Origin of the sequence: Pelagovum pacificum (genome assembly GCF_016134045.1) — a bacterium.
Lineage (GTDB): Bacteria > Pseudomonadota > Alphaproteobacteria > Rhodobacterales > Rhodobacteraceae > Oceanicola > Oceanicola pacificus_A.
In genome coordinates, this window is sequence record NZ_CP065915.1 from 190432 (window position 1) to 210011 (window position 19580).

Here is a 19580-nt window from a genome sequence, read left to right on the forward strand (position 1 = left end):
ATCTCCGTTTCTTCTCAGACGCTGCGCTTTTCGGCAGCGATGCGGCGCGCGCCGAGGGTGGCGAGCGCGACGCTGTAGGGGGTCGGGTTGGTGGCGGTGATGGTCGGGATCACGCCGTTGCCGGCGACATGCAGGTTCTCGAAGCCCCAGACCCGGCTGTCACGGTCGCAGACGCTCGTGCCGTCGTCCGTCTCGCCCATCCGGATCGTGCCCTGGTAGTGCAGTGAACTGCCAATCGGCAGAACGGTGGCGGCGAGGCCTGGAACGGGGCGGCCGAGCAGGCTCGTGATCTCGTCGGACAGGGCGCGGCCCTGTTCGATCCGCGCGAGGTCGCCCTCGGTCGGTCGGGCCCTGATCGAGAAGCTCGGCAGGCCCTTCCAGTCGGTCTTGCTGTCGTCGAACACGATCCGGTTCTCCGGCGTGATGTCAGAGGCGACGAAGACGCCGATGAAGATCAGCCGATCCTCGACCGGCTCGTCGAGCGGGAAGGGAAGCTGCCGCTCTTCCGCGCCGGAAATGGTGACGGAGAACGGCCACGGATCAATACGGGGAATCCAGCTCATCGACCGCATCGGGCCGCCGAAGTCGCCCTGGATCAGTCGCGTGACCTGGTAATGGTCGTTGATGTTTCGGCCAAGCGCGTCGGGCCGGATGCCGGAGGCCCACAGAAGCTGCGGCGAGTGCAGTGAGTCGCAGGCCACCACGACCGAACCCGCCTTGACCTCGTAGGTGTCGTCGGTGCCCGGGCGGCAGAGCACGACGCCCGTCGCACGCCCGTTGTCATGGATGATGCGGCGGCACGCGGTCTCGGACAGGATGCGGAACGTTTCTTCGGGCTCGTCGAGCATGTCTCCGAGGATCGTTTCGATCCCGTGCGTGACGATACCGTACTGCGTCCGGTGCATGGCGAGCGGCATCGGCTGAACGCGACGATCCTGCGGCCGGCCGTCGTCGAAATGCTCTGCGAGCTTCGCGCGCAGGGCGTCGGCCGCCGGATCATTCGGGTTGATGTCAGGCTCTGACCCGAGAAGCTCGCTGGCGAGATGGAGGGCGGCGTCCATCTCTGAGGCGTCGATGAAGGGCGGGCGTTCGGCGAGCGACGGATGCGGACAGCCGGAGGTCCATTGCGTCGCCATGCCACCGACGGCGGCGGCGGCGAAACCGGCGAAGACGCCGTCTTCCGCCGGATCGTCGTTCGACATGAACAGCCCCTGCCGCCGCAGGAGGGAGCCGTCGTGGCTGCCGGCGTGACGCGCAAGCCATTCTTCCCGTGTGATCGGCGCGTAGGCGTCACGGGTCGGTCCCTGTGAGGCAAGTTCGGCGACAGCGCGGTCGCCGGGCGTCATGTTGGCGACGTGGGTACCGGGGCGCGGCGCGGTCTGCGGGCCGGCTTCGACCATCAGGATGCGCGCCTCCGGCCAGTCGCGTCGTATGATCCGGGCATAGGCGGCGCCGGTCGGGCCACTGCCCACAATGACGACATCGGCTGAATGGGGCTGCATGGATCGAATACTCCGGAGGCTGTCATGTTTCGTGCGAACAGGATGTCGCAATTGCTGTTTTGTCAATGCGCTTGCCGATGTGAAGGGCGATCTCTAGATTGCAGGAAAATCGCTTTGGATGCGAATTGAGGTTTCAGATGAAGATCGGCGTAAGTTCGTACAGTTTCCACCCCCTTCTGAAAAAAGGGGAAATGCAGATCGAGGAGGTGTTCGACTGGGTCGCGCAGAAAGGTGGCGAGCATGTCGAGCTTGCCACTTTTACCATCGGTCCGGGAATGCAGGACATGATGAGCTACCGACTGGCCGACGATCCCGAGGTTCTGAACCGGCTGACCACGGCCTCCGCGAACAGCGGTGTGCTGCTTTCCGGGCTCTGCATCTCGGCGAGCTTCCTCGGCAGCGCCGAGGAGCGACAGGCGCAGATCGACCGGGCTAAGAGCTACGTCGAACTCTGTGCTCACCTCGGCGTCGGGTTCCTCCGCTTCGACGTCGTTCCGTGGCCGCTGCGCCTTGAGAACTACGCACAATTTGAGCGCGAGTTTCCGAGTATCGTGGCCGTCTGCCGGGAGATCGCGGAGCACGGCGAGACCCACGGCGTGATGACGAGCATCGAGGACCACGGCTTCTTCATGAACGGAAGCGAACGCGTGCGCCGCCTGATCCACGCGGTCGATCATCCGTTCTTCCGGATGACGCTGGATGTCGGGAATTTCCTTTGTGTTGATGAGGATGCGCTGATCGGAACGCAGGCTTGCCTGCCCCATGCGGCCTTCGTTCACCTCAAGGATTTCCACATCCGCAAGCACGCTCCGGGGGAGGGCTGGCTTGAGACGTATCACGGCCGGCACATCCTCGGCTCCATCTTCGGGCACGGGGACATGGACACGCATAAGGTGATCGAGCTTATGCTGCGCTCGGGCTACGACGGGTTTGTCTCGCTGGAGTTCGAGGGTCTGGAATCGTCTCTCGTCGGCTGCGAGATGGGCCTCGCCAACATTCGTCGGATGGTCGACGAGGTCTCCGAAGAGATCGCCCGGGGCTGAGGCCCCGGACGACCGATCGGCTCAGAGCGCGCGAATCCGATCGGCCCGCGCACGCAGGTCGGCAAGCCGCTCTGGTCCGCCGCCCGGCATCTCGATGGACCCCCATCCGCGATACCCCACGGACTTGAGCGCAGCATTCACCGCCGCCCAGTCACAGTCGCCGTCCCCAAGCTCGACATCAAAGCCCTTCCATGGCCCTTCATCGTTCATGCGGTCGAGCGAATATTCCTTTACGTCTATTCGGAAAATCCTGTTTCCTAATTCCTCGATCCAATCCCTTGGATTTCCGATTTTCAGAACATTCCCAATATCCAGATACCAGCCGAGGTGAGGTGAATCGAATTCATCCAGGAATCGCGCCGCTTCAATGGGACTGAGAAGGAAATCATTCCAGACATTTTCAAGCGCGATCCGAACGCCTGTTCTTTCAGCATGCGGAATTAATTCCGCGATATGCGACAGGGCGAAATCGCAGGCGCTGCGGTAACTCGTCTGCGCATCGACCTTGCCGGGGACGAGGAGCACGGTGTCGGCGCCGACTGTCGCGGCATCCTCCATCGCGCGGATCATGCCGCTGCGCCCGGCGGCGCGAACCTCCGGATCCGGATCGGACAGCGGGGCTTTCCAGTGGACCGAGTTCACGGCGCCGGGGATGGCGACGCCGGTCTCCCGGCTGGCGGCCAGCATCTCGTCCAGATCGACGTCCCCGGGCAGATCGGGTTCGATCCCGTCGAAGCCCGCGTCGGCGGCCATGCGGAACCGGTCGAGCACGGTATCCGCGCCCTCGATCATCGACCACTTCAGGCTGATCTTTTCCAGCGGCAGGCTCATTTGGCGCGCGCCGACCAGAGCGCCTTGGGCGTGAAGTCGAAATCCTTCTGGAACGGATAGGTCGGCACAGGCGTGCGGCTGCGCGGCAGGCGTTCGACATCCTGATCGACCACACCCGGTGTCAGCGCCATGAGCGACGTCTTCGCCAGCGCTTTCATGTCGGGAGAGAGGTAGCCGGACTTCACCACCACGATCTCGGCCATCGTCGGGTCGAGTCCGAGCGCGGCGAAATCCGCGTCGTTGTGGTAGGGGCGGCGACGGGCGGCCACGACGAAGATGATGGTGCCGGTCTTCAGAACCGCCTGCCGCTCGCGCGGGGCTGTGCCTTCCGACAGATGCAGGACGCGAGCGGTGACAGTGACCCGCTCCGAGTTCTCGGTGTCGAGTGTGCCGCCGACCGAAACTTCGATTTCGGCGCCTTCGCCGGCGGCGAATGCGGCCTCCGTCGCGGGGAGGTCCGCGATGCCGGCGAGGATGACATTTTGCGCACCGGCCTCGACCAGCTTGCCCAGCACGCCGGCCCGGTCCCCGGCACCGCCTGCGGTCGGGTTGTCGCCGCTATCGGCCAGCACGACGGGTCGCGGGACGTCGCCCATCGCCTTGGCGATCAGAGCGTCGGCCGAACCGGTCTCAGTCCCGAAGGCAAAGTCGTCGCGGGCATCCCAGTAGCTTTGCGCCATCGCGGTCGCGGCCTGTTCCATCGCGTCACGGTCGGTCCCGGTGAGGACAGCGGCAGCGGTGACGCGCGGCTCATCAACCCAGACGTAGCCGACCATCAGCGCGGCATCCCAGATCCCGTCGGGCGCTTCGTGTTGCGGGATCGCGGCATAGAGCGAGGCGGCGGGCTCGTCTTCGGTCGAGGTCTTCTCGCCTGGCAGGGACACCGGGATCCGGGCCCAGCAGACCGATGGACGCTCACCGGTTTCGAGGCAGCGGACCAGTTGTTTCATGGCGCGGTGGTGCGTCTCGACCACGTCGATGTGCGGCGCGGTGCGATAGGCGGTGAACATGTCGATGCTGTCGATGATCCGCTGGCTGAGGTTGCCGTGCAGATCGTAGGAGGCGCAGATCGGCATCTCCGGCCCGACGAGCGCGCGGATCGCGGTGATGAGGTCGCCTTCGCTGTCGTCCATCCCGTCGACATGACTTGCGCCATGCATCGGCAGGTAGAGCCCGTCGAACGGCATCAGCGCCTCCAGCCGTTCGAGGATCTCGGCCTTGAATGCCTCGTAGGTGACCTTCGCGATGGGCGCGCCCGGCACGGCGCGGGCGTGGAAGGCCGGCAGGATCTCGGCGTCGTAGTCACCGAAGAAGGCGAACAGAGGGGAATCGAGCATCTCCTGGCCGCGGAGGATGTTGAAATCCTCGGTCCGGGTCAGGGTCGGGCTGTAGCTGGCGCATTCGATGTGCAGGCCGGCGACGGCGATCTTCATGGCATGGTCCTGTTGATCTGGTCGGGAGGGAGGAGGGCGAGGCCCTCGTCGAGCATGATGTAATCGGAGAGGATCTCTCCGCTTGCGGCGACTTGTGGCGGCAGGCCCAGCACGGCGCGGGGAATGTCGGTTGCCATCGCGATGGCCTGCGACAGCGGGATGCCGGCGTGGTGGTGGACGTTGCGGATACTGGTGAGCATGTCGATATGCGCCCCGGCGAGGGAGCCCTCGGCGTTGACGAGCGCCCCGTCGCGCACGTGGATCGTCTGGCCGTAGAGGTCGAAATGGTCGGGGCCGCCGACCGTCGCCATCGCGTCGGAGACGAGGTAGGCGCGGTCCTGCCGGGGCCGGGCGGCGAGCGCGATCCGCAGCATGTCCCAATGCACATGGATGCCGTCTGCGATGATCCCGAACGGCACCTCGGACAGGATCGTCGCGGCGAGCAGGCCCGGCGCGCGGGAGGCCATAGGCTCCATTGCGTTGTAGAGGTGTGTGACGTTCGACACTCCGGCCTCGAAGGCGGCACGGGCCTCATCGGCATCGGCCGCGGTGTGCCCGGCAGAGACGATGGCACCCGTCGCGACGAGTTCGGCCAGAAGCGCGGGGTCGGCGCGCTCGGGCGCCAGAGTGACCATCACTGTGAGTCCGGCTGTGCGCAGCCGTTCGACGGTGGCGAGCGTCGTCCGGTCGAGCGGACGGATCAGGTTCACATCGTGGGTGCCCTTGCGGGACGGGGCGAGGTGCGGGCCCTCGATATGCAGGCCGAGCTGGCCGGGCTCTCCGTTCACTTCGATCGCCGCATCGGCGGCGGCGTCGATCACGGCCGGCCGGTCGGTGATGACCGTCGGCAGGATCGCCGTGGTGCCGAGGGCGCGGTGCGCGGCGGCCATCGTCCGCAGCGTGTCCGGCGTCGGGGCGGAGTTCAGCATCACGCCGCCACCACCGTTGACCTGCAGATCCTGAGCGCCCGGCATGAAGACATGCGGCCTCAGGTGGCCGGGGCCGGTCGCAGGTGTCACGGCCGTGATCCGGTCGCCCTCGACATGGATCGCGAGACCCGGTTCGAGCGCGCCGTCGAGGTAAGTGAGATCCGGGGTGACGATCATGCTCATGCCTTCAGCCCCATCAGAGCCGCGCCGCGCGCGCCAGAACTGTCGCCGTGTTGCGCCACGGTGATGAGCGGCATCCGGGCGCTGCCGAGACGCAGCGCCTCGAGGCTGGTGGTGAGGCGGTCGGCGACGCCGGGCAGGTTCGAAAGCCCGCCGCCGATCACGATACAGTCCGGGTCGAGCGCAAGCTGGATCGTGTCGAGCACATCGCCCGCGATATCGGCCCAGATGTCGAGCACCTCGTCGAGCGCCGGCTCGGTGCCGAGCGCCTCCGCACCGTGGCGGGTGCCTGTCTTCCACTCGGCGATGTTCTTGAAGCCGGTGCCGGAGATATAGTTCTCCACACAGCCGAGCCGACCGCAGCCGCAGCGGAACATCGGCAGGCCGTGCCGCTCTATCGCGCGGTAGGACATGCCGATGTGTCCGACCTCGACCGCGAGGCCGGCATGGCGCGGCGGGATCGCGCCGTCGATCGAGACGCCGCCGCCGACGCCGGTTCCGAGGATCAGCCCCATCACGACGCGATGGCCGTCTCCGGCGCCGCCCTGCGCTTCGGAAAAGGCGAAGGCCATGCAGTCGTTCACGACCGGGATCGCCTCGCCGAAATGCGCCTTCAGCGCAGCGGGGATCGAATGCCCCGAAGCGGGGATGTTCGAGGCAAAGCTCTCCCCCGTGGCCGGGTCGATCACGCCGGGGATCGCGACGCCGACGGGCAGGGACGGGTCGCCCGATTCTGCGCGAAGCCAGTCGACCTGTCCGATGAGCGCGCTCATCAGCCCGTCGAAACTGTCGGTCGGGGTCGGGACGCGATGGACCTTCACGGTTTCCGCGCCCGCGCCTTCGAAGAGGCGGGCTTCTATCTTGGTCCCGCCGAGGTCAATGCCGCCAATCCGCATGGTCAGCCGTGGAACGGGTAGAGCTGCACGCCACTGACGACGCGCGTGAGGTTCTTGCCGGCGAACGGATCGTCGACATTGAAGCCGAGCTCCGCCGACCACCTGACCGACAGCACCTGCGCCGCCAGCACGTAAAGCACAGCCGTTCTCCGCGCGTCCGGCGACGGCGCGGGCAGGTCGATGTCGCCGCCGAATCCGATCGTCGTGACCGGGATGCCGGGGAACTGGCTGCGGATCTCGGCCGCGATGTCGGCGTCGTAGCGGCTGGTGTGCGGGTCGGGATGGATCATGGCGAAGACGTGCGTGTCCTCGTCCACGCCGGCCTTCGGGCCGTGGCGGTAGCCGAGGGTGCTGTCCCACTGGGTCAGCGTCTTTCCCGCGGCAAGCTCCAGCACCTTCAGCGCGCTCTCGCGGGCGATGCCTGTCAGCGCACCCGCGCCGAGGAAGACGGCGCGACCGGGACGCGGTGCGTCCATGCCCTCGACCGTCTCGAGGATCGGGCCGGCGGCCTCGGCCAGTGCCGGAAGCTCGTCCGGTTCGATCCCGCCCAGGCAGGCCAGCGCAGTCAGCAGCATCGTCGTAAAGCTCGACGTCATCGCGAAGCCCTGGTCGTGGCAGGCGTCGGGCAGAACGATCGTACGCGACTCGCCGGGGCCGGGCGCCGGCCGCTTGGCGAGGTCGGACTCCTTGTTGCAGGTGATGTTGAGCCGGTCGATGTCGGGCCGGTGAAGGTCGAGGAGATCGAGCATCCCGACCGTCTCGGACGAATTGCCGGAACGGCCGAACTGGATGGCAAGGATGGGGCCCTCGCTCTTCAGGAAGTCCTGCGGCGCGCCGACGAAATCCGTGGTCGGAACGACCTGCAGCCGGTCGTCGCCGGTGGCGATCACCTGCCCGACATAGGCGGAGGTGCCCGCGCCCGACAGCCAGATGCGGCGGTATCCCCGGGCCTCGATCCACGGGCGGATCTCGGCGATGTGCGCGGCGAGCGGTTCGGCCCAGTCACGCCAGATGCCCGGCTGGGCGGTGATCTCCTGCCAGGTGCTGCTCGATTGATAGGTGGTCATGTCAGGATCTCTTGCCGATGGCCCTCCAGCAGGATCACCTCGACACCGCGGGCGCGGATCGCGTCGAGCGCGTCCTCGTTCCCGGCGCGTTCCGTCACCAGGATGGACACGCGGTCGAGGTCGCAGATCTTGTGAAGGGCGGGTTTTGAAAACTTGGTGCCGTCGGCGAGGACGACGACACGGGATGCCGCCTCGACCATCGCACGGGTCTGGCGGGCCTCGTCCTCCCGGAAGGTGGAGAGGCCAAGCCCGGCGTCGATCGAGTCGGCGCCCATGACGAACGTGTCGAACCTGAGGCCCGACACCGATTGCTCGACGAGGCCGCCGGTGAGGCACATCTGGTTGGGGCGGATTCGGCCGCCGGTCATCATGACGGTGTGCTGGCCGTGGGTCATCGCGTTCTGCGCCACGATCAGGCCGGTGGTCATGATCGTCAGCGGCGCCACATCGGCGAGGCTGGCGGCGAAGAATTCCGCGGTCGAACCGTTGTCGATCAGGATCGTGCTGTCGCCCTCGATCAGCGGCACGGCGCGGCGCGCGATGGCGCGCTTGGCATCGAGGTTCACGGCACGCCGGTCGCTGCCGAGCGGCTCGACCAGACCGTTCCGGCTGGGCTGGCGGGCAAGGGACAGGGCAAGGTCGATCCGGAAGTCGGACAGGCCCGAGTGACCGAAGTGCTGGCAGAAGCGCAGAAGCGTCGGTTCAGACGTACCGAGCTCGGTGCAGATCTCACGCGAGGTGTTCCGGATGAAACGCTCGGTGTCGTCGAGCGCGGCGGCGCCGATCGCCCGGAGCTTCGGAGTCAGCCGCGGCAGGTCTTCACGAATCGCGCTCAGAAGGTCGCGGTCTGACACCATCATGCGGGCCGGCTCCAATCTAGATCGATCTCATAGTGTGGAGGGCAAAATATAAAGTCAAACAAAATACCCACGCCGAAAATTTTAGTTCAGGCAAAGTTTTTTCTTGAAGTGAGCCAAAATCGGTGCCTTCACTTTAACGAAGAAAAAGAAGCGGGGGGCAAGCACGAAATGCGGGGCGCACGGCGCTCCGGTTGTCGTGCGGTCCGCCAACACGGAGTTGGACGACGTATGAAGTATGGTGTCATCGGCCTTGGTCAGAGGGTCGCGCATCTCGTGGGAGAATTCGCCGCGGTCGATCCCGAGGCGGAGTTCGTCGCGGTCGCGGATCCCGATGCAACGCGCATGGTGACCCTCGCCGAGAAGGGGATCGAGCCGGTCCGCTACGAGAGCGCCGAAGAGATGATGGCCCAGCACGATTTCGACGTGCTCATGATCGGCACGCCGAACTCCATGCATCTCGATCACCTGAAGCTGGCCCTCGAGAGCAAGACGCCTTTCATCTTCACCGAGAAGCCCGTCGTCGCGACGATCCCCGAGACGATCGAACTGGCCCGCCTGATCCACAAGCACGATGGCAAGAAACGCCTGATGGTCGGTCTCGTGCTGCGGTACTCGACGCTCTACAAGCAGCTGCGCGAGGCGCAGGCCAAGGGCATGCTGGGCGAGATCATGTCGATCGAGGCGGCCGAGCACATCGCGCCCTACCACGGCTCCTTCTTCATGCGGGACTGGCGGCGGGAGAGCGAGATCTCCGGCGGCTTCATGCTCGAGAAATGCTGCCACGACCTCGACCTCTACCAGGGGGTGATGGGCGCGCGTCCGATGAAGATCGCAAGCTTCGGCGGTCGCAAGAAATACATCCCGAGCCGCCGCCCGGCAGCCGAGCCGGCTTACCTGACGGAGATGAGCCCGCGCTGGAACGGCATCAACGACGCGTTCTCCGGCTCCGGTGACCTGATCGACTACCAGGTCGCGGTGGTCGAGTACGCCAATGGCGCGGCGATGACCTTCCACACCAACCTCAACGTCCCGGACGAATACCGCAGCTTCACCGTGGTCGGCGTCGACGGGATGGCCGAAGGCGACTTCGTCCGCAATTACCTGCGCGTCACCTCTTCCGATACGTCCGAGCGGCTGGTCGAGGTATCGCCCGGCACGGGGCAGGCGAAGGGCCACTACGGCGCGGACGCCGAGATGGCCAAGGACATCACGGACTACCTGCACGGCCGCAGCAAGGAGCTTCCGCTCAGCGTGATCGACGCGCTCGAAGCGGGTGTCACCGCGCTGGCCATGGACGAATCGCGCACCACCGGGCGCATAGTCGAGCTCGAGCCGATCTGGGACGACCTCGACAAGGCGCTGAAAGGAGAGTCATGAGCGAGCGGGCAGACACCTACGACGCGACGGCGGCGGACCCGGACGGGGGCCTCTCGGCCCGGATCGACTGGTTTCCCTACCTGCTGCTCCTGCCGGCCTTCTTTCTGGTTGCGACAATCGTGGCCTGGCCGCTGGTGGAGACCTTCCGGCTGAGCTTCACCGACGCGTCGATGCGCGGCGAGGAATTCATCGGCTTCGAGAACTACGTTGAAATCTTCGACGACGACTTCACCGAGGTCATTCAGCGGACCTTCATCTGGATGTTCGCCAGTGTCGGACTGAAAGTCTTGCTCGGCATCTTCGGCGCGGTTCTGCTGAACGCGGCGATTCCCGGCCGGGTGATCTTCCGCATTCTGGTCATGCCGCCCTGGATCGTTCCGATCGCCATCGGCGTGTTCATGTGGGGCTGGATGTACAACGGCCAGTTCGGGATGATCTCGGGCCTTGGTCAGAACATCGGCATCCTCGACGGTCCGTTCGAGTTCCTCGGCTACCAGACCTCCGCCTTCATCGCGACGATCGTCACTGACGTCTGGATCGGCACGCCGCTCGTCGCGATCTACCTGCTGGCCGCGATGCAGAGCATCCCGACCGAGCTCTATGAAGCGGCGTGGACGGACGGGGCAGGGCGCTTCTACCGCTTCCGCCGGATCACGCTGCCGCTGATCGCGCCGTCGGTCGCGACCATGGCGCTGTTGTCGGCGATCTGGACCTTCAACTCGTTCGACATCATCTGGATCCTGACCGAGGGCGGCCCCCGCGGTGCCACCACCACCATGATCATCGACACCTACAAGACCGCCATCTCGCGGTTCCGCTACGGCGAAGGCGCGGCGCGCGCCGTGATGATCCTGATCTGCCTCAGCCTCTTCGCGGCCTGCTACCTCGGCCTGCTGTCGCGGCTCCAGAAACGGGGGAAAGCGTAATGATCAACAAGTACCGCTGGTGGGAGTTGTGCCTGATCTACACGGGCATGCTGATCTTCCTGGCCTTCGTGCTGGCGCCCTTCGTGGAAGCCTTCAAGGTGTCGCTGCGGCCGCTCGACGGGCTGTTCTCGATCCCCTACCGGTTCCTCGACGACGACATGACCTTCGCGGCCTACCGGGAAATGTGGACGAACGTTCCGAACCTGCTCCGCTACATGGTGAACTCGTTCTTCATCGCCTGTTCGGTGACGGTCCTGGCACTGCTCTGCATTGTCCCGGCCGCCTACAGTTTCGCCCGGTTCGAGTACCGGGGACGGGACTCGATGCTCGGCGCGTTCCTCGCGATCAACATGGTCGGCGCGGCAGTTCTCATCATCCCGCTCTACAAGCTGATGCTGACGCTCGGGCTGCTGAACTCCTACGCCTCGATGATCATTCCCGGTGCCGCGTTCAGCGTGCCGACCGGCATCTTCCTGATGCGCTCCTATTTCCTGCGCATCCCGAAGGAGCTGGAAGAGGCCGCATATGTCGATGGCGCGAGCCGTCTCTACACCCTGTGGCGGGTCATTCTTCCCGTCAGCCTGCCGGGCATGATGGTCGTCGCGATCGCGACCTTCATCACCGCCTACGCGCAGCAGTTCCTCTTCGCGCTGACTTTCAACAGCCGGGACGAGCTCAAGCCGCTGCCGGTCGGGCTCTATGATTTCTTCGGTCATCAGCAGGTTCGCTGGAACGAGTTGATGGCCGCAAGCCTGATCGGCATCGCTCCGGTGCTGATCGTCTACATCTTCCTGCAGAAATACATCGTCGACGGGCTGACCTCCGGCGCGGTGAAGGAATGATGAACCAACCGGTCGCAACAGGGAAACCGATATGAAAAAGACCCATCTCGTTCTCGCATCCAGCGCATTGGCGCTCTTCGCGGGTGCCGCCGCGGCGCAGCAGGAAATCCACATCATCAACTGTGGTGCCGGTGCCGACGAACAGAACCCCGTTCAGGAAGCCCACGCCGACGCATGGCTCGAGGATAACCCCGACTACACCGTCCGTTTCGAGTATGTGCCCTGGGGCTCCTGCCAGGAACGCGCGATCACGCTCGCCTCTGCCGGTGACCCCGCCGCCGCCGCCTACATGGGCTCCCGCGTGCTGCCGCAGCTGGCCGACAGCGGCCTGATCCTGCCGATCGACCTGACCGAGGAAGAAACGAACACCTACGAAGCGTCCGTCCTGTCCACCGTTCAGGTCAACGGCGAAATCTGGGGTCTGCCCCGCGCCTTCTCGACCAAGGCCCTGTTCTGGAACAAGGACCTGTTCGAAGAAGCCGGCCTCGACATGCCCGACGGCCCGACCACCTGGGAAGAGATGGTCACCGCCGCTCAGGCGATCTCCGAGAACACCGATGCCGCCGGCTTCGGCGTCCCGGCTGCCGACTTCGACAACACGATGCACGAGTGGCTGAACTTCGTGTACTCCAACGGCGGCACGATCCTTCAGGACGACGGCACCGTGACCTTCGACAGCCCCGAGGTTGTCGAGGCGCTCCAGCTGTACGCCGATCTCGCGCCGTACGTCGAAGAAGGCCCGCTGGCCTATGACCGTGGTTCGCTCGAGCCGCTGTTCGCCGAAGGTGCGATCGCCATGTACACCAACGGCGGCTGGGGCCGTCAGTCGGTCGGCGAAGACACGAACTACGGCATCGCGCCGATCCCGGCCGGCCCGTCGGGCGATAGCGGCACTCTGCTCATCACCGACAGCCTCGTCGTGTTCGACGGCACGGGTGTGGAAGAGGCCACCATGGACCTCATCACCTACCTGACCTCGCCCGAGCGGCAGTCCGAGTTCGACCTGGCCGGCGGCTGGACGCCGATCCGCCAGACCGAGGACACTGCTGCCCTCATCGAGGAAGACGCCTCCTGGGCGCCCTTCATCGAAGCGATCCCGAACGGTGGCCCGGAGCCGCAGCTGATCGACTACGTCTCGATGCAGGACGTCATCAACGAGGCTATCCAGGCCGTTCTGCTTGAAGAAGCGACTGCCGAAGAGGCCGCCGCCGACGCGCAGGAAGAACTGGTCGACCTCGCCGAGGAGTGATCCTCGAGAAACGACTTCCGGGGGCGGCACGCTTGCCGCCCCCGAACACAGATCAGAAAGGGCCCGGATGGGACATCTAGACCTCAAGGCGGTGACGAAATCCTTCGGAGACATGGAGGTGATCCGTCCGACCGACCTGCATATCGCCGACGGTGAATTCGTCGTCTTCGTCGGCCCTTCGGGCTGCGGCAAATCCACGATGCTGCGGATGATCGCCGGGCTGGAGGAGATCACCTCCGGCAAGATCGAGATCGACGGCCGCGTGGTGAACAACCTGCCCCCCGTCAAGCGGGCCATCTCGATGGTGTTCCAGAGCTACGCGCTCTATCCGCACATGTCGGTCTACGAGAACATTGCCTTCCCGCTGCGCGTCGCAAAGGCGCCCGAGGCGGAAGTGAAACAGAAGGTGCAGCGCGCCGCCGAGGTGCTCAAACTTACCGAACGGCTCGACCACAAGCCGGGCGCCCTGTCGGGCGGTCAGCGCCAGCGCGTCGCCATCGGCCGCGCCATCGTCCGGGAGCCGAAGGTCTTCCTGTTCGACGAGCCGCTGTCGAACCTCGATGCCGCGCTCCGCGCCGAGATGCGCGTCGAGCTGAAGCGCCTGCATGGCCAGCTCAAGAACACGATGATCTACGTCACTCACGACCAGATCGAGGCCATGACCATGGCCGACAAGATCGTGGTTCTCCAGGGCGGTGTGATCGAACAGGTCGGCTCTCCGTTGGAGCTCTATCACAAGCCGATCTCGCGCTTCGTCGCGGGCTTCATCGGCAACCCGAACATGAACTTCCTGCCCGCCGAGGTCATCGGCACCGAGGCCAGCGGCGTGCGACTTCGCTTCTCCGGTGGGGCCGAGGCCGTGCTGCCCGTCGACGGCAGCGCCCAGCCCGGCCAGACGGTAGAGGTCGGCATCCGCCCCGATGACCTGAAGCCCGGCGACGAGGCGTCCGCGAAGCTCACGCTCATCCCCGAGGTGGTGGAACGGCTCGGCAGCCAGACGGTCATCTACGCCAAGGACAAGGCCGGCACCGATATCAACGTCGTCGCGCAGGGCACCGTCCCGGTCACGCTGGGTGCGGAATCGGCTGTCAGTTTCGACCCGGCCGACGCGCACCTGTTCGACTCCAACGGACACGCCTTCACCCGGCGCGTCCGCCTCGAGGAGATGGAGCTGGCGGTCTGACATGCGCGTTCGCGTTCACGAAGATCCCGCCGCCGCGGCGGCGGAAGCCGCCGAAGTGCTGGCCCGTCGGCTTGCCGACCGGCCAGAGGCCGTGCTCGGACTCGCCACCGGCGGCACGATGGAGCCGCTCTACGAGGACCTGATCGGCCGCTACAAGCGAGGCGACCTCAGCTTCGCGAAGGCGACGACCTTCAACCTCGACGAATATGTCGGTCTCGCCCCCGATCACCCTCAGAGCTACCGTCGCTACATGGAGGAGCATCTGTTCCGCCATGTCGACATCGACCCCGCGCGGACTCATGTGCCGCGCGGCGACTTGCCCCCGGAAGAGGCGGCAGAGGCCTACGAGACGGATCTCGCCCGGCTCGGTCCGGTCGACGTGCAGCTCCTCGGACTAGGCCGCAACGGGCATATCGGCTTCAACGAGCCGACCTCGTCGCTCGCTTCCCGCACGCGGGAGAAGGCACTCACGGCCAGCACGCTGCGGGCCAACAGCCGCTTCTTCGGCGAGGGCGAGACCCAGCCGACGACCGCGATCACCATGGGCATCGCGACGATCATGGAAGCGCGGCATATCCTCGTGCTCGCCGTCGGGGCCAAGAAGGCCGAGGCGGTGGTCAACATGATCGAAGGTCCGGTCGCGGCCATGTGCCCGGCGTCGATCCTGCAGCACCACCCGTCGGTGATGGTGATCCTCGACACCGAGGCAGCGTGCCTCCTGAAGCTGCGCGAGCATTACACCGTGGCCGAACAGGGCGTCGCGCTCGTCTGACCGACTGCGCGGCGTCAATATCTTGGGGATAAGGCGGCGAGTCGGCGCAGATGCGGTAGCGTCGTCGTTGACTCAACCCCACTCGCGGCGGCAGGCTTTTCCGAAAGAGCAGAATCGGAAACAACCGCAGTGCGCTTCACACGGCTCAGGCTGAACGGCTTCAAGTCCTTCGTTGACCCGACCGACCTCGTCATCGCCGAGGGGCTGACGGGCGTCGTGGGGCCGAACGGCTGCGGCAAGTCGAACCTGCTTGAGGCGCTGCGCTGGGTAATGGGCGAGAACCGCCCGACGGCGATGCGCGGCGGCGGTATGGAAGACGTGATCTTCGCTGGTGCCGCCACCCGGCCGGCCCGCAACCATGCCGAGGTGTCGCTCGTCATCGACAACCAGGACCGCCTCGCGCCCGCCGGGTTCAACGACAGCGACCTGCTTGAGATCACGCGCCGGATCACCCGCGACGTCGGGTCCGCCTACAAGGTCGGCCCGAAAGACGTGCGGGCGCGCGACGTGCAGATGCTGTTCGCTGACGCCGCGACCGGCTCGACCTCGCCCGCACTGGTGCGCCAGGGCCAGATCAGCGAGCTCATCAACGCCAAGCCGAAGAACCGCCGCCGCATCCTCGAGGACGCCGCCGGGATCGCCGGCCTCTACCAGCGCCGGCACGAGGCGGAGCTGAAGCTGAATAACGCCGAGCAAAACCTCGCCCGCGTCGACGACGTGATCGAACAGCTCGCCGGACAGCTCGGCCAGCTTGCGCGGCAGGCCAAGCAGGCCGCCCGCTACCGGGAGATCGGCGAGGCGCTGCGCAAGGCCGAGGGCGCGCTGTTCTACCGCCGCTGGAAGGAAGCCGCCGCCGCGCTCTCGGCCGCCGAGGCGGGGCTTCGCGATGCCACCGTCGGCGCCGCGCGGGCCGAGACCGGCGCGCGCACCGCCACCAAGGCCCGGGAAGAGGCGGAAGCGGCCTTGCCCGCCCTGCGCGAAGAAGAAGCGATCGCGGCAGCCGTGCTGCAACGCCTCGTGGTCGAACGCGACGGTCTCGCCGACGAGGAAAAGCGCGCCCGTTCCACCATCGAGGCGCTCGAAGGCCGCATTGCGCAACTGTCGCGCGACATGGACCGGGAAGCCGGGCTGAACAAGGACGCGGGCGAAACGATCGCCGGTCTGGAGGCAGAGGCCGCAGAGCTCGCCAAGGCCGGCGAGGGGCACGAGGGCCGGCTGACCGAAGCGCAGGAGAAGGCGACCGAGGCCGCCAGCATCCTGCGCGATCGTGAGGGCGACCTCACCCGCCTGACCGAGGATATGGCCCGGCTCTCCGCCCGCCATCAGGCTGCGCACCGGCTGGTCGAGGACAATCGCAAGACCCTGACGCGGAGTGAGGCCGAAGCTGCCAAGGCGCAGGACGCAATGGACGGTGCCTCCAAGGCGCTCGCCGGGTCCGAGGACGCACTGACCGAAGCTCGCGCCAAGGAGGAGCAGGCACGCACGACCGCGCAGAACGCCGAGGAAACGCTGACCGCCGCCGACACCGCCCGCGCCGAAACGCAGGCCCGCGAGGCGGAGGCGCGCGCCGAACGTTCCGCCGCCGAAGGCGAGGCGAGCGCGCTGCGCGCCGAAGTCTCCGCGCTCACCCGGCTTGTGGACCGCGACTCCGCCGACGGCGCTCAGCTTGTCGACCAGGTCGAGGTCCGGCCGGGCTATGAACAGGCGTTGGGCGCTGCCCTCGCTGACGATCTCCGCGCCCCTGTCGTGGGCGAGGAGGCGGTCTCGGGCTGGGTGGCCCTGCCAGGATATGCCCGGCCCGAGACCCTACCGGATGGCGCGGTCGCGCTGACCAACTACGTTTCCGTCCCTGGTGTCCTCGTGCGCCGGATGGGGCAGGTGGGACTGGTGGACGCCGATGATGGTGCGCGCCTTCAGGCCGAGCTGAAGCCGGGACAGCGGCTGGTGTCGATCGAAGGCGATCTCTGGCGGTGGGACGGGTTTCGCGCCGGCGCCGCCGACGCGCCCTCCGCCGCCGCGCTGCGGCTGCAACAGCTGAACCGGCTCACGGAATTGAAGAAGGATCTCGAAGAGGTCACCGCCCGCGCCGAGGGCGCCGCGCGAGCCCACGAGTCGCTCTCCACCCGCCTCGCCGACCTGACCGCTGCCGACAAGCGGGCGCGCGAAGCGCGGCGCGAGGCCGATCGCAACGTCGCCGACGCCGCTCGCGCCCTCAGCCGCGCGGAAGCCGACCGCGATCTCGCCGAGGGTCGGGTCGAGAACCTCGGGCTCGCCCGCCGCCGTCACGAGGACGAAGCTCAATCCGCCCGTGCCGCGCTGGCCGAGGCCGAGGCGGCCCTCAAAGACCTCGGTGATCTCGACGCAGCGCGTGCCGAAGTGGAGGCGGTCAAGACGACCGTCGAAGCCGCCCGCATCGCGATGATGTCCCGCCGGTCCGCACTCGACGAACTTCGTCGCGAAGGGGAAAGCCGGGCCCGCCGGGCGCAGGACGTCGCGAAAGAGGTGAACAGCTGGCGCACCCGGCTCGACAACGCGTCGTCCCGCGCGTCCGAGTTGGCCGACCGCAAGGCGGAAGCGGAGGAAGAGCTCGCCTCTGCCGCCGGACGCCCTGACCAGATCGCCGCAAAGCGCGAGGAGCTGTCGACCGCTCACGCCGATGCGGATAAGCGCCGGCAGGCGTCGTCCGACAAGCTGGCCGAGGCCGAGACGATCCTGCGCGACGCCACACTTGCCGAACGTGAGGCCGAACGCGCTGCGTCGGAGGCCCGCGAAGGCCGTGCCCGCGCCGAAACCCGTGTCGAAGCGGCGAAAGAGGCTGTCGCCACCGCCGCCGCCCGCACCGAGGAAGCGCTTGAGATGGCCCCGCAGGCGCTGGTCGAAGCGCTTGGGCTGGACCCCGAGGCGCTCGGCAACGCAGAGGCCGTGGAAGCCGAGGTGAACCGGCTGAAACGCCAGCGCGACGCGCTCGGCGCGGTGAACCTGCGGGCGGAGGAAGACGCCAAGGAAGTGCAGGAGGAGCACGACAAGCTCGTCGCCGACAAGGATGACCTCGAAGAGGCGATCCGCACCCTGCGCAGCGGCATCGCCAGCCTGAACCGCGAGGGGCGCGAACGTCTTCTGACAGCCTTCGAGGAGGTGAACCGCAGCTTCACCACGCTCTTCACGCACCTGTTCGGCGGCGGTGAGGCGAACCTCGTTCTGGTCGAAAGCGACGACCCCCTCGAAGCGGGGCTCGAGATCATGTGCCAGCCGCCGGGCAAGAAACTGTCGACCCTGTCCCTGCTTTCCGGGGGCGAACAGACGCTGACCGCGCTTGCGCTGATCTTCGCGGTGTTCCTTGCCAACCCCTCGCCGATCTGCGTGCTGGACGAGGTCGATGCGCCGCTCGATGATGCCAACGTCACCCGCTTCTGCGACCTTCTGGACGAGATGACGCGCCGCACCGAGACGCGCTTCCTCATCATCACGCACCACGCCGTGACGATGAGCCGGATGGACCGCCTGTTCGGCGTGACGATGGGCGAGCAGGGCGTCAGCCAGCTCGTTTCCGTCGATCTCAAGCGGGCTGAGGCGCTGGTCGCCTGACGCCTGCGCGGCACGCCGCAAGGAAATGTCATCGAACATACCGTCGACGCGGAACGCGCTGCTCCGGGCGGCGTTGGCCGATGACGGGATGACCGCGACAGGAGACGAAATGTCCAATATGCTCAACATCGAAATCGACATGGAGTACGGCCTTGGCGGGCCAACCGACGTGCTGCTGTTCCTCGAGGCGGCGAATGTCGACGGGCAGATCGTCAAATCTCCCGAACTCATCCTGCCGCCGGCGTCCCACACCGCGCGAATTCCGGGTGAGGATGACATCGGCGAACGGATCTGGATGCAGACCAACGGACCGCTTCAGGTCACCTACCGGACCCAGGTCGAAGTGACACGTGAGGATGCCGACCTCTCCGGCCTCGCCTCGCAGCCGCCGCACCTGATGGACGCCGTGACGACCCGCTACCTCTTCGCATCGCGCTTCTGTCCGGCGGACGAGTTCCAGAGCTTCGTGAACGCAGAGTTCGGCAATCTCGCCGGTGGCGCGCGGATCGCGGCGATGCGGGACTGGATCCAGCAGGCGGTCTCCTATGTCCCCGGCTCCAGCGGGCCGCATACGACGGCGGTTCAGACCTTCATCGAACGACAGGGCATCTGCCGGGACTTCGCGCACCTCATGGTGACGTTGTCACGCGCCTCGGGCATTCCCGCGCGGATGGTGAGTGTCTATTCCCCCGATGTGACGCCGCCGGATTTCCACGCGGTCGCACAGATTTGGCTGGAGGACGGCTGGCACCTCGTCGATGCGACGGGGATGGGCAGCCCGTCCCGGACCGCGATCGTCGGCGTCGGCCTCGACGCTGCGGAGATCGCGTTTCTCACCCTCTACGGCAACGCGGTGTTGAACCGTCAGGTCGTGTCGGTGACCGCCGCCGGCTAACGCGCGCCTT

Annotated in this window: 16 protein-coding genes; 9 read left to right on the forward strand and 7 right to left on the reverse strand. The window is 66.5% G+C overall.

Annotated elements, in window-relative coordinates; all coding sequences use genetic code 11:
* Window positions 1-14 precede the first annotated feature (14 nt).
* On the reverse strand, window positions 15-1502 hold the full coding sequence (locus I8N54_RS00955) for a GMC oxidoreductase (RefSeq protein WP_140194374.1): 1488 nt from the start codon (window positions 1500-1502) through the stop codon (window positions 15-17).
* 191 nt (window positions 1503-1693) lie between these two features.
* Here I8N54_RS00955 and I8N54_RS00960 point away from each other — a divergent pair, with 191 nt between their 5' ends.
* The gene (locus I8N54_RS00960) at window positions 1694-2545 is read left to right on the forward strand and encodes a sugar phosphate isomerase/epimerase family protein (protein WP_197097552.1); all 852 of its coding nucleotides are present in this window, start codon (window positions 1694-1696) and stop codon (window positions 2543-2545) included.
* A 21-nt stretch (window positions 2546-2566) separates the two neighbouring features.
* Here the strand turns inward: I8N54_RS00960 and I8N54_RS00965 are convergent, their stop codons facing one another.
* From I8N54_RS00965 to I8N54_RS00990, 6 genes are read right to left on the reverse strand one after another with little or no spacing between them, the layout of a single operon-like run.
* Window positions 2567-3376, reverse strand: a complete 810-nt coding sequence (locus I8N54_RS00965) for a sugar phosphate isomerase/epimerase family protein (protein WP_197097551.1) — start codon at window positions 3374-3376, stop codon at window positions 2567-2569.
* Window positions 3373-4809: a M81 family metallopeptidase gene (locus tag I8N54_RS00970; protein WP_140194372.1), complete on the reverse strand. Its 1437-nt coding sequence runs from the start codon at window positions 4807-4809 to the stop codon at window positions 3373-3375. The genes I8N54_RS00965 and I8N54_RS00970 overlap by 4 nt, the downstream gene beginning before the upstream one ends.
* A complete protein-coding gene (locus tag I8N54_RS00975; protein ID WP_232790419.1) occupies window positions 4806-5915 on the reverse strand; it encodes an N-acetylglucosamine-6-phosphate deacetylase in 1110 nt (369 codons plus the stop codon). The genes I8N54_RS00970 and I8N54_RS00975 overlap by 4 nt, the downstream gene beginning before the upstream one ends.
* A 2-nt stretch (window positions 5916-5917) precedes the next feature.
* Window positions 5918-6814 (reverse strand): ROK family protein, encoded by an 897-nt coding sequence (locus I8N54_RS00980; protein WP_140194370.1) that lies wholly within the window; start codon window positions 6812-6814, stop codon window positions 5918-5920.
* Window positions 6815-6816: 2 nt separating this feature from the next.
* A complete protein-coding gene (locus tag I8N54_RS00985) occupies window positions 6817-7881 on the reverse strand; it encodes an SIS domain-containing protein (protein WP_140194369.1) in 1065 nt (354 codons plus the stop codon).
* Window positions 7878-8741, reverse strand: coding sequence for a DeoR/GlpR family DNA-binding transcription regulator (locus tag I8N54_RS00990; protein WP_197097550.1), 864 nt, complete (start codon window positions 8739-8741; stop codon window positions 7878-7880). Before I8N54_RS00990 ends, I8N54_RS00985 begins: the two co-directional genes overlap by 4 nt.
* 228 nt (window positions 8742-8969) lie before the next feature.
* Here I8N54_RS00990 and I8N54_RS00995 point away from each other — a divergent pair, with 228 nt between their 5' ends.
* The 8 genes from I8N54_RS00995 to I8N54_RS01030 all read left to right on the forward strand — a co-directional run bounded on the left by I8N54_RS00995 (window position 8970) and on the right by I8N54_RS01030 (window position 19570).
* Window positions 8970-10118, forward strand: a complete 1149-nt coding sequence (locus I8N54_RS00995; RefSeq protein WP_140194368.1) for a Gfo/Idh/MocA family protein — start codon at window positions 8970-8972, stop codon at window positions 10116-10118.
* Entirely contained in the window at window positions 10115-11044 is a 930-nt protein-coding gene (locus I8N54_RS01000; protein ID WP_140194367.1) for a carbohydrate ABC transporter permease, read from the forward strand. Before I8N54_RS00995 ends, I8N54_RS01000 begins: the two co-directional genes overlap by 4 nt.
* A complete protein-coding gene (locus I8N54_RS01005; protein ID WP_140194366.1) occupies window positions 11044-11886 on the forward strand; it encodes a carbohydrate ABC transporter permease in 843 nt (280 codons plus the stop codon). The genes I8N54_RS01000 and I8N54_RS01005 overlap by 1 nt, the downstream gene beginning before the upstream one ends.
* 31 nt (window positions 11887-11917) lie before the next feature.
* The gene (locus I8N54_RS01010; protein ID WP_140194365.1) at window positions 11918-13135 is read left to right on the forward strand and encodes an extracellular solute-binding protein; all 1218 of its coding nucleotides are present in this window, start codon (window positions 11918-11920) and stop codon (window positions 13133-13135) included.
* A gap of 67 nt (window positions 13136-13202) precedes the next feature.
* On the forward strand, window positions 13203-14318 hold the full coding sequence (locus I8N54_RS01015) for an ABC transporter ATP-binding protein (RefSeq protein ID WP_140194364.1): 1116 nt from the start codon (window positions 13203-13205) through the stop codon (window positions 14316-14318).
* 1 nt (window position 14319) lies between these two features.
* Window positions 14320-15090 carry a glucosamine-6-phosphate deaminase gene (nagB, locus tag I8N54_RS01020; RefSeq protein WP_140194363.1) on the forward strand — a complete coding sequence of 257 codons (771 nt, stop codon included), beginning with the start codon at window positions 14320-14322 and terminating at the stop codon, window positions 15088-15090.
* Between the two features lie 129 nt (window positions 15091-15219).
* Window positions 15220-18675 carry a chromosome segregation protein SMC gene (gene smc / locus I8N54_RS01025; RefSeq protein WP_140194362.1) on the forward strand — a complete coding sequence of 1152 codons (3456 nt, stop codon included), beginning with the start codon at window positions 15220-15222 and terminating at the stop codon, window positions 18673-18675.
* A 109-nt stretch (window positions 18676-18784) separates the two neighbouring features.
* A complete protein-coding gene (locus tag I8N54_RS01030; RefSeq protein WP_231592553.1) occupies window positions 18785-19570 on the forward strand; it encodes a transglutaminase-like domain-containing protein in 786 nt (261 codons plus the stop codon).
* Window positions 19571-19580: the final 10 nt, after the last annotated feature.

Bases quoted from the DNA above. Each gene is read 5' to 3' on its own strand.
- I8N54_RS00970 (WP_140194372.1), bottom strand. From the start codon at position 4,809: ATGAAGATCGCCGTCGCCGGCCTGCACATCGAATGCGCCAGCTACAGC.
- I8N54_RS00990 (WP_197097550.1), bottom strand. From the start codon at position 8,741: ATGATGGTGTCAGACCGCGACCTTCTGAGCGCGATTCGTGAAGACCTG.
- I8N54_RS00995 (WP_140194368.1), top strand. From the start codon at position 8,970: ATGAAGTATGGTGTCATCGGCCTTGGTCAGAGGGTCGCGCATCTCGTG.
- I8N54_RS00975 (WP_232790419.1), bottom strand. From the start codon at position 5,915: ATGATCGTCACCCCGGATCTCACTTACCTCGACGGCGCGCTCGAACCG.
- I8N54_RS00965 (WP_197097551.1), bottom strand. From the start codon at position 3,376: ATGAGCCTGCCGCTGGAAAAGATCAGCCTGAAGTGGTCGATGATCGAG.
- I8N54_RS00980 (WP_140194370.1), bottom strand. From the start codon at position 6,814: ATGCGGATTGGCGGCATTGACCTCGGCGGGACCAAGATAGAAGCCCGC.
- I8N54_RS01030 (WP_231592553.1), top strand. From the start codon at position 18,785: ATGTCCAATATGCTCAACATCGAAATCGACATGGAGTACGGCCTTGGC.
- I8N54_RS00985 (WP_140194369.1), bottom strand. From the start codon at position 7,881: ATGACCACCTATCAATCGAGCAGCACCTGGCAGGAGATCACCGCCCAG.
- I8N54_RS01015 (WP_140194364.1), top strand. From the start codon at position 13,203: ATGGGACATCTAGACCTCAAGGCGGTGACGAAATCCTTCGGAGACATG.
- I8N54_RS00960 (WP_197097552.1), top strand. From the start codon at position 1,694: ATGCAGATCGAGGAGGTGTTCGACTGGGTCGCGCAGAAAGGTGGCGAG.
- I8N54_RS00955 (WP_140194374.1), bottom strand. From the start codon at position 1,502: ATGCAGCCCCATTCAGCCGATGTCGTCATTGTGGGCAGTGGCCCGACC.
- nagB (WP_140194363.1), top strand. From the start codon at position 14,320: ATGCGCGTTCGCGTTCACGAAGATCCCGCCGCCGCGGCGGCGGAAGCC.
- I8N54_RS01010 (WP_140194365.1), top strand. From the start codon at position 11,918: ATGAAAAAGACCCATCTCGTTCTCGCATCCAGCGCATTGGCGCTCTTC.
- I8N54_RS01005 (WP_140194366.1), top strand. From the start codon at position 11,044: ATGATCAACAAGTACCGCTGGTGGGAGTTGTGCCTGATCTACACGGGC.
- I8N54_RS01000 (WP_140194367.1), top strand. From the start codon at position 10,115: ATGAGCGAGCGGGCAGACACCTACGACGCGACGGCGGCGGACCCGGAC.